This window comes from Kangiella shandongensis (assembly GCF_020005365.1).
In the GTDB taxonomy this organism is placed as follows: Bacteria; Pseudomonadota; Gammaproteobacteria; order Enterobacterales; family Kangiellaceae; genus Kangiella; species Kangiella shandongensis.
The window spans coordinates 83,536-101,966 of the sequence record NZ_JACNML010000006.1 but is presented as its reverse complement, the minus strand read 5'-3'; the positions used below and the strand labels follow the sequence as shown (position 1 = coordinate 101,966).

The window sequence follows — 18,431 nt, the reverse complement described above, 5'->3', positions numbered from 1 at the left end:
GTAGAGAGGTGAAGGATGAAAAAAATCATCATAGGGATTCTTTTATTAATTATTTTTGGTGTTATTGTTTATCCGTACTATTTGGCCGGTGCGTTTAAAGAAAAAGTGGCGAATGCTGAGACTGCTGATGAATTACTGCAGTTAGTCGATGAAGAGGCATTAAAACAAAGTATTGCAACTAGCCTTAAAGCCGCTATGCAGGAACAAGTGAAGAAGGATCCGATGGCAGGCATGGCCATGGCATTTTTGGAACCGATGACAAAGATGATTTCTGAGATGGCGTTAAGTCCAGAAGGTTTGCAGGCGCTGCTCAAAGGAAAGTCAATCAAACAGATCCAACAAAAAGCTAAAGCAATTGAAGAAGATACCTGGCAGTGGGCTTACTTTACCGGCTTTAATCGCTTTAGAGTGGTGACCAAAGAAGTCGATTTTAACTTTGAAAGACAGAGTGGAAACTGGATTTTAAAGACGGTGGCGCTTAAGGCTGATGAAGAGCAGCGGTCAGCAAAGAAGTCAGAAACCACGACCAAGATTTACCAATCCGATGGTTCCATTAAGGAAGTTGAGGATTCTGATAAATATGGTAAAGCAAAGTACCACCAAACGAAAATTTCGTTCGAGCAGGCAAATGACAAAACATTTTTAAAAAATTATTTAAAGAAACACTTTTTCGTTTATGCCATATTTAATGAGCGGTTAGTTATACAAAATGACTTTGAGCAGCTGCCCTTTAACGTTGGATACAAGGTAGACTGGAATAAAGTTATTGGGAGTGATGGCAAAGATTTATTAAAGTCAGAGCTGACGGACAAGGAAGAAAAAAACTTAAAGGAACAGTCCGAAGAGTTTCAAGGACTTAGGTTTGGTGGTTGGCAGAGTGAAGCTTACATCAAAACTGGTGTGAAGGAAGACCAGCTGGCACTGGTTCAGGGGAATGTCACTTTTAGTTACCCAGCTGGTTGGAAACGGTTTGAGTTTGAGCTGTCAGAAGATGGTGAGAGCCAAACGGATGACCAGGTTAGCTTTACCGTAACTCAGGTTTCCAAGCAAAGGATAAAAATAGATTACTCTTACCCGACAAAGTACCATCAGTATGAAGCCATTATTATGGCTTTTGACGATGAAGGTAAAAGGCTTGAAGTGGATAGCAAAGGTGGAATGAGTATGAAAGGGCAGCAACAAGTTAATGGTAAAAAGGATGCTGTTTTTTATGGAAAAGCTGAGTCTATCGTTTTACTTTTCCCTACTAAGTATGAGCAGTTTACGGAGACGGTTCATGCTAATTTAGAACCGAAAGCAGAATCCATAGAACTTTTAGGGAAAGTCGATGTTGATCGTTACTTTGATAATAGCTTTAACGAGCCGGCGTTTAGAGATTTTGAAGAGGGTGAATTTAAGGAGCTGGTAGAAATTTCAGCTTACCGGAAAAGTGATGAGCGACAATTTAATTACCCTGCTTTAAAGCTGAAGGCTGAGGAGATAGCTAATAGCCGTTATGCAAGCTATGATGAAATCGAGTTGAAGGCTCTGAAGTCGGGGGTGCCTGTAGATAGTGTTAGATTTACTCCTCACCGCCATCGGAAGGGTTTCAACTTTTATGCTGACACCAAAGATAGAGAACAGAAACTACCTTTGGATATCGATATGTTTAAGGGCAGGATTGTTATTGACTACCCGGTGACTATTGAGACGCGAAGGTATCATAGTGGTGAAGCTGTTCCTGGGGTTATCTGGTTCCCCAGCGCCTTATCTCATAATAAAAAATTAAAAAAAGAGTGGCTTCGACTTAGAGGCTACAATAAAGAAGGGATGCGTCTAGCTGAAGTATCAAACGCATTGCCACATAACTGGGATAGTGAGGAGTATGTTTTTTGGGGCGACTTGGCTTATATAGAGGTCGATACGGTCTCAGAATGGGATAAAGTTACCTTTGAGATAGAACAGGAAGTGCCGGAGCTATTGGACGAAAAGTGTAAAGAAAGTAGCGATTGTTAGTCAGGTTTCTAGCCCTGATTTGATAAGCTGAAATCAGGGTTTGATAGCGTTATAAAGAAACTTAACAGAATCTTCAAAATACCCCTTGTCAAAGCGTTCTAAGTGAGTATAATGCGTCTCACGTTGATGTAGGGACAAGCTAAAACTTCCTACGGAGACATGGCTTTTAGAGTCAAACTTATTAGGTATACCAGAGTCTAATAAGTAAATATGGATGCGGGGTGGAGCAGCCTGGTAGCTCGTCGGGCTCATAACCCGAAGGTCGTCAGTTCAAATCTGGCCCCCGCTACCAAATTCTAAAAAGTCAGTCATTGGTGTAAAAATTGACTGATTTTATATTATGAATATAATAATAAAGCCCCTTCTATAGGGGCTTTGTTGTTTGTAGGTTTGCTCGTTTTAAACGACAAGCCGGTCTGGGTAAAGTGGATAACAGGCTTTATCGCTAGTATCCTTTAGCCCGTCATATAGATAGATTGAGCTTTATGCTCAACAGTTTAATAAATGATGGGGCCATAAGGGCCTTTTTTTGTATTTGGCATTTATGTTTTGTCGAATAAAGAGAGTATTTAGAGAGCGCAATGAGTAAACAGTCACAACTTGAGCAGATAATTCGCCCAGCCGTTGAAGCCGCTGGCTTTGAGTTCTGGGGTCTGGAATATTTGTCACAAGGCAAACATTCAATTTTGCGGGTTTTTATTGAGCATGAGAATGGCATCTCTGTGGACGACTGCGCGGAAGTAAGTCACCAGGTGAGTGGTGTGTTGGATGTAGAAGATCCTATTAACGGCTACTACAACTTAGAAATCTCATCGCCTGGGATGGATAGACCTTTATTTACGGAGCAGCAGTTTGCTCAGTATGTGGGTGAAGATGCTGAATTGCGTCTATCGGTGCCAATCAATGGCCGCCGTAAGTTTAAAGGTACTATTAAACAAGTAGATAATGGCATTATCAGTTTGGTGGTGGACGGTGAATCACACGATATTAACGTCCAGCAGGTTGAGAAAGCCCAGTTGATCGCAAAGTATTAATCTCGAAAGGATTAAAGTTAAAGATAATCGCGAGTTTTATTGAAGGTTAACACGTATGAGCAGTAAAGAAATTTTGTTAGTGGTTGAGGCCGTCTCCAATGAAAAGGACGTCAAGCCAGAGGTGATTTTCGGTGCTTTAGAAGCTGCGCTAGCTACAGCTACTAAGAAAAAGCACGGTGTGGATATTGATGTGCGTGTTGACATCGATCGTGAAACTGGTGAATACGATACATTCCGTCGTTGGACTGTGGTCGAAGATGATGCAGTTGAAGATCCTTTAACGGAAACAACGTTATCTGCAGCCCAGGTTGAGAGCCCAGATATTGAGCTTGGCGCTCATGTTGAAGAGCAGATCGAGTCGATTGAATTCGGTCGTATCGCAGCTCAAACTGCTAAGCAGGTCATTGTACAGAAGGTCCGTGAAGCCGAGCGTGCGAAGACAGTTGAAGCATTCCGCGATCGTGTGGGCGAGCTCATTACGGGCGTGGTAAAGAAAATCACCCGTGATTACATCTATTTAGATTTGGGTAATAACGCAGAAGCAGTCATTCAACGTGATGAAATGATGCCGCGAGAAACGGTGCGTGCTGGTGATCGCGTACGCGGTTTACTGTATACCATTAAGGATGAAAATCGTGGTCCGCAACTATTTGTGAGCCGTACGCGTCCCGAAATGTTGGAAGAGTTATTCCGCATAGAGGTTCCTGAAATTGGTGAGCAAATTATTGAAATTAAAGGTGCTGCTCGAGACCCAGGCTCTCGAGCCAAGGTTGCAGTTAAGACCAATGATAAACGCATTGACCCGGTTGGCGCCTGTGTTGGTATGCGCGGTGCTCGAGTACAGGCGGTGACAGGTGAGTTAAACGGTGAACGTATTGATATCGTGCTGTTTGATGACAATCCTGCGCAGTTTGTGATTAATGCGATGGCACCGGCTGAAGTTGTGTCTATTGTTGTTGATGAAGATAATCGCAGCATGGATATCGCTGTTGATGAAGAACAATTAGCACAAGCGATTGGCCGTAATGGCCAGAACATTCGCTTGGCCAGTGAGTTAACTGGCTGGGAATTGAATGTCATGACTGAGGAAGAGTTTGCTCAGAAAAACCAGTCGGAAACAGAAGCCATTGTTAGTTTGTTTACTGACGACTTGGGCGTTGATGACGATTTAGCACAGATTTTGGTACAGGAAGGCTTCACTACGTTAGAAGAAGTCGCTTATGTGCCTCAGTCAGAAATGCTGGAAATCGAAGGTTTTGATGAAGATTTGATCGATGCGTTAAAATCCCGCGCGAAAGACATTCTTCTAACCAAAGCGATTGCTAGTGAAGAACAGTTAGAGAAAAACGAACCAGCTGAAGATTTGCTTAACATGGACGGTATGGATCGTCACTTGGCGTACGTTCTAGCTAGCCGTGGCGTTATTACCATGGAAGATTTAGCTGAACAGTCAGTGGATGATTTAGTGGATATTGAAGAACTGGATGATGAGCGTGCTGCTCAATTAATTATGACCGCGCGTGCTCCTTGGTTCGAGGAGCAAGAATAACTTAAGCGGGGAGACTAAATGTCAGAAACTACAGTAAAACAATTTGCCGAAACCTTAAATACTCCAGTTGACAAACTGCTGGAGCAGTTAGAGGCGGCTGGCTCAAAAATAAAAAGTGCCGATGAAACGATTTCGGAAGAACAGAAGAAGTCGTTGCTCGCTTATTTGCAAAAGTCTCATGGTGGCGATGAGGCTACTGGCCCAAAGAAGATTACTTTGAGCCGCACTAAGAAAAGCACATTAAGCGTAACGAGTTCGGAAGGTAAGAAAAAGTCTGTACAAGTTGCGGTAAAAAAGAAGCGTACTTACGTTAAGCGTTCTAGTGAAGAAGTCGAAAAGCTTGCTGCGGAAGAAGAAGCGGCTCGTCAGGCAGAAGAGGAAGCCAGACGTAAGGCGGAAGAAGAAGCGAAACGCAAAGCGGAAGCAGAAGCCGAGGCCAAGCGTAAGGCGGAAGAGGAAGCTAAGCGCAAAGCGGAGGCAGAAGCCGAGGCTAAGCGTAAGGCGGAAGAGGAAGCCAAGCGCAAAGCGGAAGAGACTGGGAAAACCGCCAAGCAAGATAAAGGGCAGGCGAAGAAACCGAAAAAGTCTGTTGAAAAAGTTAAGCAAAAGATTGAAAAGCAGTTAGAGGAAAAGCAGGAACCAGAAGAGAAAGTGGTAAAAGCGGATCCGAACAAACCTGCGAAACCAATGTCTTTGCGTGACTTTGAAGAGAAATCAGGCCCGAATAAGAGACGTAAGAAGAAAAAAGGCAAAAAGAAAACCAGTGATGCAGATTTGGTCGCAAAAGCTTTTGAAGAAAAGAATAAGCGCGGCGGTGCATCCAAAAAGAAAGTGTATCAGGCACCCGATAATATGAAGAAACATGGCTTTAAGAAGCCAACAGACACCATTATTCATGATGTTCAAATCCCTGAAGCGATTACCGTTGGGGAATTGGCAAAAGCAATGGCTGTGAAAGCGCCAGAGTTAATGAAGGCTATGATGAAAGTTGGTGTTATGGCAACCGTTAATCAGTCAATTGATCAGGAAACAGCCAGTTTGATCGTTGAAGAGATGGGCCATAATCCAGTGTTGGTTAACGAAAACGCGATGGAAGAAGCTGCGCTATCAGAAGCAATGACGGATGAAGGTGACGGTAAACCGCGTGCTCCTGTGGTGACCATTATGGGCCACGTTGACCATGGTAAAACATCGCTATTGGACTACATCCGTGCGTCTCACGTAGCGACGGGCGAAGCCGGTGGTATTACTCAGCATATCGGTGCTTATCATGTTGAAACTGAACGCGGCATGGTGACATTCCTGGATACGCCAGGCCACGCAGCGTTTACCTCGATGCGTGCTCGTGGTGCCGAAGTGACCGATATCGTAATTTTAATTGTGGCTGCCGACGATGGTGTTATGCCACAAACAATCGAAGCGGTTCAGCACGCGAAAGCTGCTGGTGTTCCGATGATTGTAGCAGTCAACAAAATTGATAAACCTGAAGCCGATGCCGATCGTGTGAAAAATGAGTTATCACAGCATGACGTTATCCCGGAAGACTGGGGTGGTGACGTGCAGTTTGTGAACGTTTCCGCGAAGTCGGGTGAAGGTGTTGATAATTTATTAGAGTCAATCCTATTGCAGTCAGAGTTATTGGAACTAACAGCTGTTGATGAAGGTGCTGCGAAAGGCTTCGTGATTGAAGCACGTCTGGATAAAGGTCGCGGTGCGGTTGCTTCCATTCTGGTTCAAAAAGGGCAGTTGCATAAAGGGGATATCCTGTTAGCAGGGACTCACTATGGTCGTGTTCGAGCCCTATTGGATGAAAATGGACAGAACATTGAGTCAGCTGGCCCTTCTATTCCAGTTGAGGTACTAGGTCTGTCAGGTGTCCCTGTGGCCGGTGATGAAGCTGCGGTTGTCGCTGATGAGCGTACTGCTCGTGATATTGCCGATCGTCGCGAAACCAAACAGCGAGAAGAGTTCCAGGCGCGTCAGCAAAAAGCCAAGTTAGAGAATATGTTCGCTAACATGGGCAGCGATGAAGGAACCAAACAGTTGAACGTGATTATTAAAGCTGACGTTCAAGGTTCGGTTGAAGCCCTGAGTAAATCATTAACGGATTTGGCGACTGATGAAGTTGAAGTTAAAGTGATTTCCAGCGGTGTCGGCGGCATTAAAGAAACTGACGTTTCGTTAGCTGCTGCGTCGAGTGCTGTGATTATTGGTTTTAACGTTCGTGCAGACGGCACGGCGCGTAAAGTTGCTGAAAAAGAAGCGGTAGAAATCCGTTACTACAGCGTGATTTATGAAGCGATTGAAGATGTGAAAGCTGCTCTTAGCGGTATGCTGTCGCCAGAATCGCGTCAAGAAATTATTGGTTTGGCTGAAGTGCGTGATGTCTTTAAATCGCCAAAACTGGGTGCTATTGCCGGCTGTATGGTGGTTGAAGGCGTCGTTAGGCGTCACAGTCCAATTCGCGTTCTTCGTGATAACGTGGTGATTTATGAAGGTGAATTAGAATCTCTTCGCCGTTATAAAGACGATGTGAATGAAGTTCGTAAAGATATGGAATGTGGTATTGGTGTTAAGAACTACAATGACGTGAAGCCTGGTGATCAAATCGAGGTTTTCGAAGTTTTTGAAGTGAAACGTACACTGTAATTCCATCAAGAAACATCGAGTAACAATATGTCCCAAGCAAGAGCCAGTAGAGTTGCCGATCAGATCCAGCGTGAGCTGGCTCTGGTCTTCCAACGTGAAATGAAAGATCCTCGACTTGGTTTAGCGACCGTTTCTGCTGTCGAGGTCTCTAGTGATCTGCAAAATGCCAAAGTTTTCATGACTTTTCTCGGCAAAGATGAGCAGGAAGAGATTGATGAAGCGTTGGAAGTCGTGCGGGGAGCTGCTGGCTTTTTACGCACTCAACTCGCCAAAGAGATGCGTTTGCGTAGTGTGCCTACATTGCGCTTTTTCTATGATAAGTCGATTAAGGAAGGGCAACGTATGTCCAGCCTTATCGAAGACGCCATATCGGCGGATAAGAAAAAACACTCCTAAGTTCAGTTCTTAAATTCTGGAGCAACTAATGGCAAGACGTCGTAAACGCGGTCGTGATATTACCGGTATTTTATTGCTTGATAAACCGATGGATATGACCTCGAATAAGGCTCTACAGCAGGTTAAATATCTTTATTTCGCGCAAAAAGCCGGTCATACCGGAGCTTTGGATCCTATCGCCACCGGGGTACTACCCATTTGCTTCGGCGAAGCTACTAAGTTCTCTCAGTTTTTGCTGAATGCGGATAAAAAATATCGTGTGGTAGGCAAGTTGGGTCAGAAGACTACAACGTCAGATCGTGAAGGCGAAGTAATCGAAGAGAAACCGGTGGATGTTACGGAGGAGCAACTGGTTAAGGTTGTGCAGCAATTTATTGGTACTATCAGTCAAGTACCATCGATGTATTCTGCCTTAAAGAAAGACGGGGTACCGTTATATAAATTAGCTCGAGAAGGTATCGAAGTTGAAAGGGAAGCACGGGAAGTGACTATTCACTCCATCAATTTGTTAAGTTTCGACGGCGATACTTTTGAACTTGATGTTCATTGTTCAAAGGGAACTTATATCAGAAATTTGGTCGAAGATATTGGGGATGAACTGGGTTGTGGGGCGCATGTTCGAGACTTGTGCCGCACGGCAGTCAGTCATCTACAGCTGTCAGACTGCGTTACTATGCCGCAGCTGGAAACGATGAAACAGGCTGATGAAAAGCGGGCGATGGATGAGCTATTAATACCGTTAGAAGAAGCACTGCAACATATCCCTTCGCTCGAGCTGGATGATGATCAGGCGTATTACATTTGCCTGGGGCAGTCTGTTCAAATAAGCGGTGCTCCAGAAAGCGAAGAGTTTATTCTGAAAAGTCCACAGGGCTTTTTGGGAATTGGTTGTCTTGATGACGATGGCAAGGTTGCCCCTCGTCGTTTAATAAAGCAGGATTAAGAAGGATGCTATGAACCCAGTGGTAAAGCCATTAGTTATATTTTCTCACGGTAAAGTATCTGGCCCAAAGGGCAACAGGATTCAAGCCTTGTCAAAAATTTGCGAAGAGAAAGGTTTCGACGTCGAGTCTCTGGACTACCGTCGATTACCGACCAATGAGCGGGTCACGAAGCTTAACAATTATTTAATGAACCTGTCACGACCTTACATTTTGGTAGGGACAAGCATGGGTGGGTATGTTTCTGCGGTAGCGGGGTTGAGCAATGATCCCATGGGGATATTTTTGATATCTCCTGCGGTCTATATGGATGGTTATGCAGAAGCAGAGTTAGAGAAGCTGAACTGTCCGGTAACTGTTGTTCACGGCTGGCGTGATGATATTGTTCCGGTGGATAACGTTATCCGTTTTGCCCAGACGGCAAAAGCCGATCTACATGTATTTGATGGTGGTCACAGATTACGCGAAAAGTTGTCTGAAACAGAGTCCTGTTTTATACAATTTTTGCAGAACTGTCGCCGCCAATATCCCGAACTATCGTTGCGTAGCGTGGCGAATCAGTAGAAAATACCCCGAAACCCCGGCTACTTTTCTTTTTAAGGTAGAATCTATGCGCGGAGATGGGTTTTTCTTGCTGAAAGCCCCGAAATTAAGGTACAATCGCGCATTCATTGAGTCGGCTGAATTAGTGATTGGCTGGCTTGTACATAAAACTTGGGTCTTGTGCCCGAAATTGGAGACAAAGAAATATGTCACTAAGTGCAGAACAGAAAGCAGAAATTGTAAAAGAACACGCTCGCGTTGAAGGCGACACGGGTTCTCCGGAAGTGCAAGTAGCGTTACTATCAGCGCAAATCAACCACTTGCAAGATCATTTCAAGGCTCATAAGCATGACCACCACTCTCGTCGTGGTTTGCTACGCATGGTAAGCCAGCGTCGTAAATTGTTGGACTACTTAAAGCGTAAAGATCAAGCACGTTACTCAGACTTAATTAAGAAACTGGGTCTACGTCGCTAGTCAGAATTAAGGGGCCGTCAGGCCCCTTTTTGCTTTCAGACGAAGTAGGTTCTGGAAGTGTAGTAACTAAAACAGGAAAATATTGTGGATTATACAAAAAAATCATTTCAATACGGTGGCCGTGAAGTCACTATCGAAACAGGACGTGTAGCTCGTCAAGCATCAGGAGCAGTAATTGTTGATGTTGAAGGAACTACAGCGTTTGTATCCGTTGTTGGTAAAAAAGAAGCAAAAGAAGGTCAAGGCTTTTTCCCGCTGACAGTTAACTATCAAGAAAAAACATATGCTGCGGGTAAAATCCCTGGCGGTTTCTTGAAGCGTGAAGGTCGACCTTCAGACGAAGAAACGCTAACCGCGCGTTTAATTGACCGTCCATTGCGTCCATTATTCCCAGAAGGGTTTTTGAACGAAGTTCAGGTCGTGATCACTATCGTTTCAATTAACCCAGAAGTTGATCCTGCAGTACCATCAATGATTGGTGCATCAGCAGCACTAGCTATTTCTGGTATCCCATTTGCTGGCCCAATTGGTGCAGCGCGCGTGGGTTATATCGATGGTGAATATGCGTTAAACCCTTCAACAACTGACATGGCTAACTCAAAGCTAGACTTGATGGTTGCGGGTACGGATAAAGCGGTATTGATGGTTGAGTCAGAAGCTGACGAATTACCAGAAAACGTAATGCTTGGTGCGGTCATGTATGGCCATCAAGAATTACAAGTTGCTATCCAGGCAATTAAAGAATTACAAGCTGAAGCAGGTAAGCCTGCTTGGGATTGGACAGCACCAGAGAAGAACACGGCTCTGTACACTGCTGTTAAAGAGAAAATGCATGGCGCTATCGTTGAAGCGTATCAAATTGCCGATAAGGCTGATCGTTATGACAAAATTAGCGAGCTATCTGCAGAAGCAGTAGAAGCTTTAGCGGGCGAAGAAGAAGGTCAACCTTCTGCGGATGAAGTGAAAGAAATCTTCCACGACATCGAAAAAGAAGTGGTACGTACTCGCATCGTTTCAGGCCAGCCACGTATCGATGGCCGTGAACCAGATATGGTTCGTGCATTGGATATCCGTACTGGAGTATTATCTCGCACGCACGGTTCTGCAATCTTTACTCGTGGTGAAACTCAGGCTTTAGTCGTGGCGACTTTAGGTACTGAGCGTGACGCACAGATTAAAGACAGCATTATGGGCGAAGGCAAAGACCACTTCATGATGCACTACAACTTCCCTCCATACTGTGTAGGTGAAACTGGCTTCATGGGCTCACCGAAGCGTCGTGAGATTGGTCACGGTCGTTTGGCCAAGCGTGGTGTTGCTGCGATGGTTCCAAGCATGGCTGACTTCCCTTATACGCTACGTGTCGTTTCGGAAATCACTGAATCAAACGGCTCAAGCTCAATGGCTTCTGTTTGTGGTACTTCACTGGCATTAATGGATGCGGGTGTACCGATGAAAGCTCCTGTTGCTGGTATCGCCATGGGCTTAGTTAAAGAAGACGAAAACTTTGTGGTTCTATCTGACATCCTGGGTGATGAAGATCACCTTGGTGATATGGACTTTAAAGTTGCGGGTACTTCTGACGGTATCACAGCTCTTCAGATGGATATCAAAATCGATGGTATCACTCAAGAAATCATGGAAAAGGCATTACACCAGGCAAAAGGTGGTCGTTTACATATCTTGAGCGTCATGAACGAAGCAATCGACAAGCCTCGTGATGATATTTCTGAGCACGCTCCGCGTATTACAGCGATTAAGATTCCAGTAGACAAAATTTCAGAAGTTATCGGTAAGGGTGGTTCTACTATCCGCGCCCTAACAGAAGAAACAGGTGCTACAATTGAAATCGAAGACGATGGTACAGTTAAAGTTGCATCAAGCGATTCGGAAGGTGCTGCAGAAGCCGTTCGCCGTATCGAAATGATGACAATGGAAATTACAGCGGGCATGGAGTTTGACGGTAAGGTTGTTCGTATCGCAGACTTCGGTGCTTTCGTTGAGTTGACTCCTGGACGTGATGGTCTGGTACATATTTCACAAATCGCTCATGAGCGTGTGAACAAAGTAACGGACTACCTGAAAGAAGGTGACATTGTTAAAGTTAAAGTACTGGAAGTTGATCGCCAAGGTCGAATTCGTTTAAGTATGAAAGCTTTAATTGATCCGCCTGCGCAGGAAGAAGCGCCGGCTGGTCAAGAGTAATTATTTACTCGTTACATATAAAAAAGGGAGCTTCGGCTCCCTTTTTTATTATTACCTTTTTGAGTTTCCTATACACCAAATATCAATTTATGGTCAATCTGGTCTAACTTTGTGGATAAAAATTTACTATTAAGAGTATGTTTCGCTACTCAGCGAGTTACTCTTTCTTGTGTGGACAAGGAAAAGTAACCAAAAAGAAGTCCACCCCTATATTTAGGCCATTCAAGGAATGGCTGCCTTCGCAAACTTTAAGTCACTATACGCACCGTTAAATACAGCACCTCCATGTGCTGAATTTAACTATTCAAATCATCCACGATTTGAATTGCTATGACTTTAAGTGTACTCAGCTAAATATAACGGGATCCAGGGTGCTAAAGGTTTGCACTTGTTACTCTCCCTTAAAGTTTGCCAATTATCACGAGAAACGCAAGGGAGTCGAAGACCAGGTGACCGGAGTGTCGTTTCTTTTGGTTCCTTTTCTTTGGATAAGTGACCGTAGGGAATGCTTGAAGAACAAAGAAAATGAACATATAAAATAGTGTGCGGTAACTGAATAAGACGGAGCATTTATGAAATACCTGATACTAACTTTATTATTAGTAACTGGCTTTATAGCCAGTGGAGCTGAGAAGAAACAACAGCCATGTTCTGATGATGAATATCATCAGTTCGACTTCTGGGTTGGCGAGTGGGAGGTGTTTAATCCTAAAGGTAAGAAGGTTGGGGAGAATACGATCGAGAAAATTCTCAATGATTGTAGTTTAAAAGAAAGCTGGCGCGGTGTTAGTGGTAGTGTCGGGCATAGCTTTAATATCTACGATAACAGCAGTCAGCAGTGGCATCAGACCTGGGTCGATAACCGTGGAAGTTTACTGCAATTGGATGGCGGTTTAGTGAAAGATGCGATGGTATTGCAAGGGGTAACTCAAGGTCGTAATGGTGTTGTACTCAATAAAATTACCTGGACACCCGTTGCAGATAATGTGCGTCAGGTATGGCAGGTGTCTACGGATGAAGGTAAGACCTGGAAAACTATTTTTAATGGTTTGTATAAAAAAGCCAGCAAGTAGTTAAAAAAGCACACATCCTTGTGCGCAAATGGCTGTGGAAGCCAAACCCGTTTATTGTGGCGTTGCTTCAATAGTTAAGTTGAGTCCTGAAACTGCGTTATAACCACGGATACCGATGTGCCAGGTACCCGACTGTGGTGCGTTGAAGGTACAGGTTTCTTCGTTGCCCCACTTGTATGGACGGCAGTCATAACTTGATGTTGTTGGCTGTGAACCATGACGAACGTACAGATCGGCATCGCCAGTGCCGCCAGTGATGGTGACGGTCAGTGTACTGTAATCACCGTTTAAGTCTTGAGTGAAATACTCCCAGCCACCTTGTGCCACCGAGATATTGCTATAAGTTTCGTCGACTGGTGGAGTCGTTGGATCGCCACCGTCATTATAGCTACCGGTTAATGTGACGCCAGAGAAGCTACTGTAGGCTTTTACACGAATGTAATAAGTCCCACCACCTGAGCCGGAGCAACTTTCTTCGTTGCCGTTTTTGTATGGACGGCAGTCGTAGCTTGAGTCAGTTGGCTCTGAGCCTTTACGGACATACAGATCGGCATCGCCTGAACCACCCGTGATAGTGAAGCTGATATCGGTCGCGCCGGTTGGTACTTCCATGGTGTACATGATGTCGTCGCCGGTCGAAGCCGAAAGATCCGTTTCTGGAACACCATTTTCAAGGACGTTATCGGTTGGTGGATCCGTTGGATCTTGTCCGCATTCGCGTCCAGGGCTGACACTACTGTTTACACCAACAGCTTGCAATGTGGCATTAACCTCGTTGACGTCATAACCTAAGTCACAGGCAGCGTCTAAGACACCGTCACCGGCATTATCCCAGTTAGTGCTGGAGGTCCAGTAGCTCTGGTTTGCCTTGGTGTAAACCTCGAACGCCTTTTTGGTATCCCAGTTAGTAGTGGTCGCCAACAGGTAGAAGGCCTTGTTAAATACGCCTGAGCTATGGTGAACATCCATACCAGAATAATAATCGTCCTGGTGATCGATAGAACTACCATCCTGCGGTGGGTTGTTCATATAACGAAGTGCACCGTCAGACTTAAAGATTTGTTCGCCAACCAGGAAGTCGTTACTGCCATGCATATAAAACTCTGCTGCTTCACCCGCCATATCAGAGAAGGCTTCGTTTAAGCCGCCTGATTTTCCGCTGTAGACCAGGCCTGAGTTTTGCTCGGTGAAACCGTGACTCACTTCGTGCGCCATCACATCCAATGAAACCAGCGGATAGAAAGTGCTGGCACCGTCACCAAAGGTCATTTGTTGCCCGTCCCAGAAAGCATTCTCGTAGTTGTTGCTGTAGTGAACGCGCACACGAAGTTTTTGCGTTAGCGGGGCGGTATTGAACCAGTCGCTGTACATGTTAAACACTACGCCACCAAAGAAATGACCATCGTTTAACGGAGAGTAAGCACCGTTAATTTGCTTTACCGTATTTTCAGGACAGTCAAAGCTGTGTATGTCGCCACCATAGGTTGCATGGTTCATATTCACCGTTTCAACATTGGTGTTACTCATTGAACAAGTACCGCCGGATTGAGCCACGTTCATTGGATCAAAGTCCGTGCCGTAAAAATATTGCCCGGTCTTCTGGTTACCCCCAGGCCCGGTAGCATCAGCAGTTTGCAAGTTGTTATACGAGTGCAAAACATCACCAGTTTTCGCATCAATAAACATCTGTGGACGTGATGGTGATTCACCGTATGCGACATAACTCACAGAATAGGCCAGCTTGGCAACGCCACTGTTATCTTGCCAGATCACAAGCTGAGAGGATTCGTTTTCAACCTGTTGCGTTATACGACTGGTTTTACTGGTAACGCTGAGCGGCTGAGTATTTTTGGCGATGGATAAGGCTTCGGCTGATGTGATATCTGGCTTAACGTTTGGTACGTCCTGTTCAATATCACTCAGTACGGCACCGTGGGCAAAAGCAAACGCCCCCGAGGCTTTGCGAGTAATAATAACGTCATCGCCGACTACAGGGATGCCTTTATAGTACTGCTGATAGCGCTTGGTCACATTGCCGTTAGCGTTGTGATAGCTTTTGCGAACCTGGAGTGCGTCACTGCTGCTGGTTAAGCCAGCGATTTGCTTGGCGTTCATCGAAATTGAACCCGGTAGAGCCTGCTGCTCAGCAATCAGGTTATTGACGGTGGGGTTGTCACGTAGTGACTGTCGTTCGGCGGCATGACTAACGGCGGTCAGCATGCACAACGATACAGCACTTAACATGAACCTTGAACTAGTGTTCATAAACTTCTCCTTCTCTTTTTTTAATAAAAAAGCTGAGGATAACCTACTGTTGGAGGGGAACTGCTAGGTATAACCTCAGCAAAGTGTTTAGTTTTAACGGAAATATTTCCTAAACACGCTAGGTACGCTAACAGTGCCTTACCCCTTGTTCAATTATTAGGCGGTGTTACTTTGTAGCGTTCTGTAGCTTTGTGATAGAAGTGATTAATGCAGTGTGAGCCGCTGCCCACATTGGTCAAAACTGACTTTGCGTAAGATGCAGATATGAAAGGTTGTTTTGAGCTTTAAATAAAAAAAGGGCGCTAAGCGCCCATAATGTCAGTGTGGAGGAGAGTCTCTTATTGTTATTTTATTGGCAGTAACTAACTGCATTTGGGGATAACAATGTTCTGGGGTAACGTCCGTGTCCATTTGTCCTATGCTGGGGGAACGAAATCAGTTTTGTGCAATGCTGTTTTGATTCAACTGTTGCTCTAAATCCAGCTCGCTGGTTTGATGAAAGCCAACCAGTAACTGAGAATTCAACTCGTAGCGAACTTGATAGGTAATGCTTTCACCTTGTTTTAAGCTTAGCTGCTGTGGGTCATCCAGCTCGACAACAGCTTGATCAGACGTGACCTCGTAGTTAAGCAAGGCGCCTGGATTTGGTAGAGGCAAGTGATAGTAGCCTTCCAGTGGAGCCTCGCTGTTATTCTTAAAAGTTTGTGACAGGGTCAGAATGGTTAACCCATCTTTATGCTCTTGTTTAATGCTGCTTGAGCTAGGCTGCAAGTGTCGTACCTGACGAGATTCGTCGATGGTGTTTACCACACCAAACAGCTTAACGTTTTCCAGTGGCTCCGTTGGTTGATCGGCATAGCTGGCAGTGGTCATAGTGATGGCTGTAATAGTTAATGCTGTTACCGATAGTTTCTTTAGTAGGCTTACAATAGTCATGGTGTTCTCCTTAAACTCGTTTTTGGTTTGAGCTATCTCGTTGCTCGATGGTGTTATTAAACCGCATCTTTGTGGAGTTAATCTGGGAACAAAATGATAGAAACTTTATTGAATCGGGCAAAAAAATGGCGGCTAAAAAAGCCGCCAGGATAATTGGACTAACTATTTGGTCTTATTCACTTTTCTCTTGTTGTAAAGAGATATCAAAGGTTACAGGGACCACATAATCAATACTCTTTAATCCGGCAATTTCGCGTAACTTATTAACGCCCTCGACGACACCAAGTGCCTTAGCGGAAAGTAAGATAGGTTTACTGTTAGTGACTCGTAATGTTTGCGTGCTGATGGGTTGGACAGTCACTTCAGTATTTAATAGTACAGAGTTGCCAGCGATACTGAGTGTCGCCTGTAGCGGGTATTTGACCGGGTTGGTCCCTTCCAGGCTGCCGATAAAGGCTGGTTCAATCTCAGCGTTTAAAGTCGCCGCCGGAAACTGCTCTGTATCGAACAAATATTCCTTAAGGCGCTGATCACGAATTTCAATACCCGTATCAACGCTATTTAAATCAATCGTAATACTTAACTTACCAGCGTCAGTTAAGTCGCCACTAAAGGTTTTAAAATGGTGAGTTTCGCCTACAGCATCGTTTTTAACGCTAATAAAGTTAATTTCCGACTGCTGCGGATCCACTGTCCAGCCGGCGTGTGCGTTGAGGCCAGCCAAGCTTAGCAGCGAACCGATTAAGACTTTAGTTAACATTGGATACTCCATCTGTTGAGTAAATTTCACTGAATGGTATTGAGTGTAACAAATTCTTCTGAAGAAAAAGTGAATATGACAAGATTTTTTTAAGGTGAAACCTAATGAACACGGGACTTGTGGTAACATGGTCTTGCTTAAAAAATAGCCAATCAATACTGGCTTAGGAAGGGCTGCTGATGGTATAATTCGCGCCCTTTTTTAAACAAATCGGCTAAATTTAGCGAAATTGCTAAGCGTCAGGAGCAAGCAAGGTCACATGAGCAAGAAACTATTTATCAAAACCTGGGGCTGCCAGATGAACGAGTATGATTCGTCGCGTATGTCGGATCTACTGAATAAAACTCACGGTTTAGAAGCAGCGTCGTCGGCAGAAGAAGCGGATGTGGTCTTGCTGAACACTTGCTCGATCCGTGAAAAAGCTCAGGAGAAAGTGTTTTCTCAACTAGGGCAATGGAAAAACCTGAAAAAAAATAACCCTGATTTGATCATTGGTGTGGGTGGCTGTGTGGCTTCGCAGGAAGGTGATGCGATTCGCCAACGCGCGCCTTACGTTGATGTGATTTTCGGACCACAAACCTTGCACCGTTTACCTGAAATGATCAAAGAAGCGAGTGCAAAGGACGGTAAAAAGAAAGCCGTGGTTGATATTACCTTCCCTGAAATTGAGAAGTTTGACCGTTTACCTGAACCGCGCGCCGAGGGCCCGACAGCATTTGTCTCCATTATGGAAGGTTGCTCGAAATATTGTTCGTTCTGTGTTGTGCCTTACACCCGCGGCGAAGAAGTCAGTCGTCCGTTTGACGATGTGTTAGCCGAGTGTGCGCAACTGGCTGAGCAGGGCGTGCGTGAAATTAACCTGCTGGGTCAGAATGTGAATGCTTATCGAGGTCCAACGCACGAGGGTCACACCGCAGATTTAGCTGAGCTGATTACCTATGTGGCAGCGATTGACGGTATCGATCGTATTCGTTTCACCACATCGCACCCGGTTGAATTCTCTGATCGTTTAATTGAAGTTTACGCTGAAGTGCCGGAGTTGGTGAGTCATTTACACTTACCGGTACAGAGCGGCTCCGATCGCGTACTCGCCATGATGAAACGTGGTCACACGGCGCTTGAGTATAAGTCAAAAATTCGTCGCTTGCGTAAAATTCGCCCGAATATGTCGATGTCTTCGGACTTTATCATTGGCTTCCCGGGTGAAAGTGAAGCGGATTTTGAAGATACCATGAAGTTAATCGGTGAGATTGGATACGATCACTCATTCAGCTTTATCTATAGTGCACGCCCAGGTACACCAGCGTCGGACATCGTGGATGACACACCGATGGAAGTGAAGAAACAGCGCCTGTCGATTTTACAGCAACGTATTAACCAGCAAGCCTTTTCTATCAGCCGTAATATGGTTGGTAATAAAGAGAAGATTCTGGTCGAAGGCCCTTCTAAGAAAGATCCAATGGAGCTACGCGGTCGTACTGAAAATAATCGCATCGTGAACTTTGTAGGTCCCCACAGCTTGATTGGTCAGTTTGCGGAAGTCACTATTACTGAGGCATTCCCTAATTCATTACGCGGTGAGTTTGAGCCGGATGGTCTGGTTCACTAA

14 protein-coding genes and 1 tRNA gene are annotated in these 18,431 nt (G+C 44.9%); 12 read left to right on the top strand and 3 right to left on the bottom strand.

Annotated elements, in window-relative coordinates:
* The first annotated feature begins 15 nt into the window (after window positions 1-15).
* From H7708_RS08480 to H7708_RS08430, 11 genes are all read left to right on the top strand, one after another.
* Complete coding sequence (locus H7708_RS08480) at window positions 16-1,995, top strand: DUF2939 domain-containing protein (RefSeq protein ID WP_223670151.1); 1,980 nt, start codon at window positions 16-18, stop codon at window positions 1,993-1,995.
* Between the two features lie 215 nt (window positions 1,996-2,210).
* Window positions 2,211-2,287: transfer RNA gene (locus tag H7708_RS08475), tRNA-Met, on the top strand.
* A 289-nt stretch (window positions 2,288-2,576) separates the two neighbouring features.
* Window positions 2,577-3,029, top strand: coding sequence for a ribosome maturation factor RimP (gene rimP / locus H7708_RS08470; RefSeq protein ID WP_223670149.1), 453 nt, complete (start codon window positions 2,577-2,579; stop codon window positions 3,027-3,029).
* Window positions 3,030-3,084: 55 nt separating this feature from the next.
* Window positions 3,085-4,578 carry a transcription termination factor NusA gene (nusA, locus tag H7708_RS08465; protein ID WP_223670148.1) on the top strand — a complete coding sequence of 498 codons (1,494 nt, stop codon included), beginning with the start codon at window positions 3,085-3,087 and terminating at the stop codon, window positions 4,576-4,578.
* Between the two features lie 18 nt (window positions 4,579-4,596).
* A complete protein-coding gene (gene infB, locus H7708_RS08460) occupies window positions 4,597-7,227 on the top strand; it encodes a translation initiation factor IF-2 (RefSeq protein WP_223670146.1) in 2,631 nt (876 codons plus the stop codon).
* A 27-nt stretch (window positions 7,228-7,254) separates the two neighbouring features.
* Entirely contained in the window at window positions 7,255-7,623 is a 369-nt protein-coding gene (rbfA, locus tag H7708_RS08455; RefSeq protein WP_223670144.1) for a 30S ribosome-binding factor RbfA, read from the top strand.
* 28 nt (window positions 7,624-7,651) lie between these two features.
* Entirely contained in the window at window positions 7,652-8,566 is a 915-nt protein-coding gene (gene truB / locus H7708_RS08450) for a tRNA pseudouridine(55) synthase TruB (protein WP_223670142.1), read from the top strand.
* An 88-nt stretch (window positions 8,567-8,654) separates the two neighbouring features.
* Window positions 8,655-9,128, top strand: coding sequence for an alpha/beta hydrolase (locus H7708_RS08445; RefSeq protein ID WP_223670140.1), 474 nt, complete (start codon window positions 8,655-8,657; stop codon window positions 9,126-9,128).
* A 185-nt stretch (window positions 9,129-9,313) separates the two neighbouring features.
* On the top strand, window positions 9,314-9,583 hold the full coding sequence (rpsO, locus tag H7708_RS08440; protein ID WP_223670138.1) for a 30S ribosomal protein S15: 270 nt from the start codon (window positions 9,314-9,316) through the stop codon (window positions 9,581-9,583).
* A gap of 84 nt (window positions 9,584-9,667) precedes the next feature.
* Entirely contained in the window at window positions 9,668-11,788 is a 2,121-nt protein-coding gene (gene pnp / locus H7708_RS08435; protein WP_223670136.1) for a polyribonucleotide nucleotidyltransferase, read from the top strand.
* 572 nt (window positions 11,789-12,360) lie between these two features.
* Window positions 12,361-12,861, top strand: a complete 501-nt coding sequence (locus tag H7708_RS08430) for a hypothetical protein (RefSeq protein WP_223670135.1) — start codon at window positions 12,361-12,363, stop codon at window positions 12,859-12,861.
* Between the two features lie 51 nt (window positions 12,862-12,912).
* Here the strand turns inward: H7708_RS08430 and H7708_RS08425 are convergent, their stop codons facing one another.
* From H7708_RS08425 to H7708_RS08415, 3 genes are all read right to left on the bottom strand, one after another.
* On the bottom strand, window positions 12,913-15,126 hold the full coding sequence (locus tag H7708_RS08425; RefSeq protein ID WP_223670133.1) for a M4 family metallopeptidase: 2,214 nt from the start codon (window positions 15,124-15,126) through the stop codon (window positions 12,913-12,915).
* Between the two features lie 435 nt (window positions 15,127-15,561).
* A complete protein-coding gene (locus H7708_RS08420) occupies window positions 15,562-16,062 on the bottom strand; it encodes a hypothetical protein (protein ID WP_223670131.1) in 501 nt (166 codons plus the stop codon).
* 172 nt (window positions 16,063-16,234) lie between these two features.
* Complete coding sequence (locus H7708_RS08415) at window positions 16,235-16,822, bottom strand: YceI family protein (protein WP_223670129.1); 588 nt, start codon at window positions 16,820-16,822, stop codon at window positions 16,235-16,237.
* A gap of 259 nt (window positions 16,823-17,081) precedes the next feature.
* Between H7708_RS08415 and miaB the strand changes: the two genes are divergently transcribed.
* A complete protein-coding gene (gene miaB / locus H7708_RS08410) occupies window positions 17,082-18,431 on the top strand; it encodes a tRNA (N6-isopentenyl adenosine(37)-C2)-methylthiotransferase MiaB (RefSeq protein WP_223670128.1) in 1,350 nt (449 codons plus the stop codon).

Excerpts from the sequence above, each read along its gene's own strand:
- H7708_RS08480 (WP_223670151.1), top strand. The coding sequence starts at position 16 with ATGAAAAAAATCATCATAGGGATTCTTTTATTAATTATTTTTGGTGTT.
- rpsO (WP_223670138.1), top strand. The coding sequence starts at position 9,314 with ATGTCACTAAGTGCAGAACAGAAAGCAGAAATTGTAAAAGAACACGCT.
- infB (WP_223670146.1), top strand. The coding sequence starts at position 4,597 with ATGTCAGAAACTACAGTAAAACAATTTGCCGAAACCTTAAATACTCCA.
- H7708_RS08425 (WP_223670133.1), bottom strand. The coding sequence starts at position 15,126 with ATGAACACTAGTTCAAGGTTCATGTTAAGTGCTGTATCGTTGTGCATG.
- H7708_RS08415 (WP_223670129.1), bottom strand. The coding sequence starts at position 16,822 with ATGTTAACTAAAGTCTTAATCGGTTCGCTGCTAAGCTTGGCTGGCCTC.
- rbfA (WP_223670144.1), top strand. The coding sequence starts at position 7,255 with ATGTCCCAAGCAAGAGCCAGTAGAGTTGCCGATCAGATCCAGCGTGAG.
- H7708_RS08430 (WP_223670135.1), top strand. The coding sequence starts at position 12,361 with ATGAAATACCTGATACTAACTTTATTATTAGTAACTGGCTTTATAGCC.
- H7708_RS08420 (WP_223670131.1), bottom strand. The coding sequence starts at position 16,062 with ATGACTATTGTAAGCCTACTAAAGAAACTATCGGTAACAGCATTAACT.
- miaB (WP_223670128.1), top strand. The coding sequence starts at position 17,082 with ATGAGCAAGAAACTATTTATCAAAACCTGGGGCTGCCAGATGAACGAG.
- nusA (WP_223670148.1), top strand. The coding sequence starts at position 3,085 with ATGAGCAGTAAAGAAATTTTGTTAGTGGTTGAGGCCGTCTCCAATGAA.
- truB (WP_223670142.1), top strand. The coding sequence starts at position 7,652 with ATGGCAAGACGTCGTAAACGCGGTCGTGATATTACCGGTATTTTATTG.
- rimP (WP_223670149.1), top strand. The coding sequence starts at position 2,577 with ATGAGTAAACAGTCACAACTTGAGCAGATAATTCGCCCAGCCGTTGAA.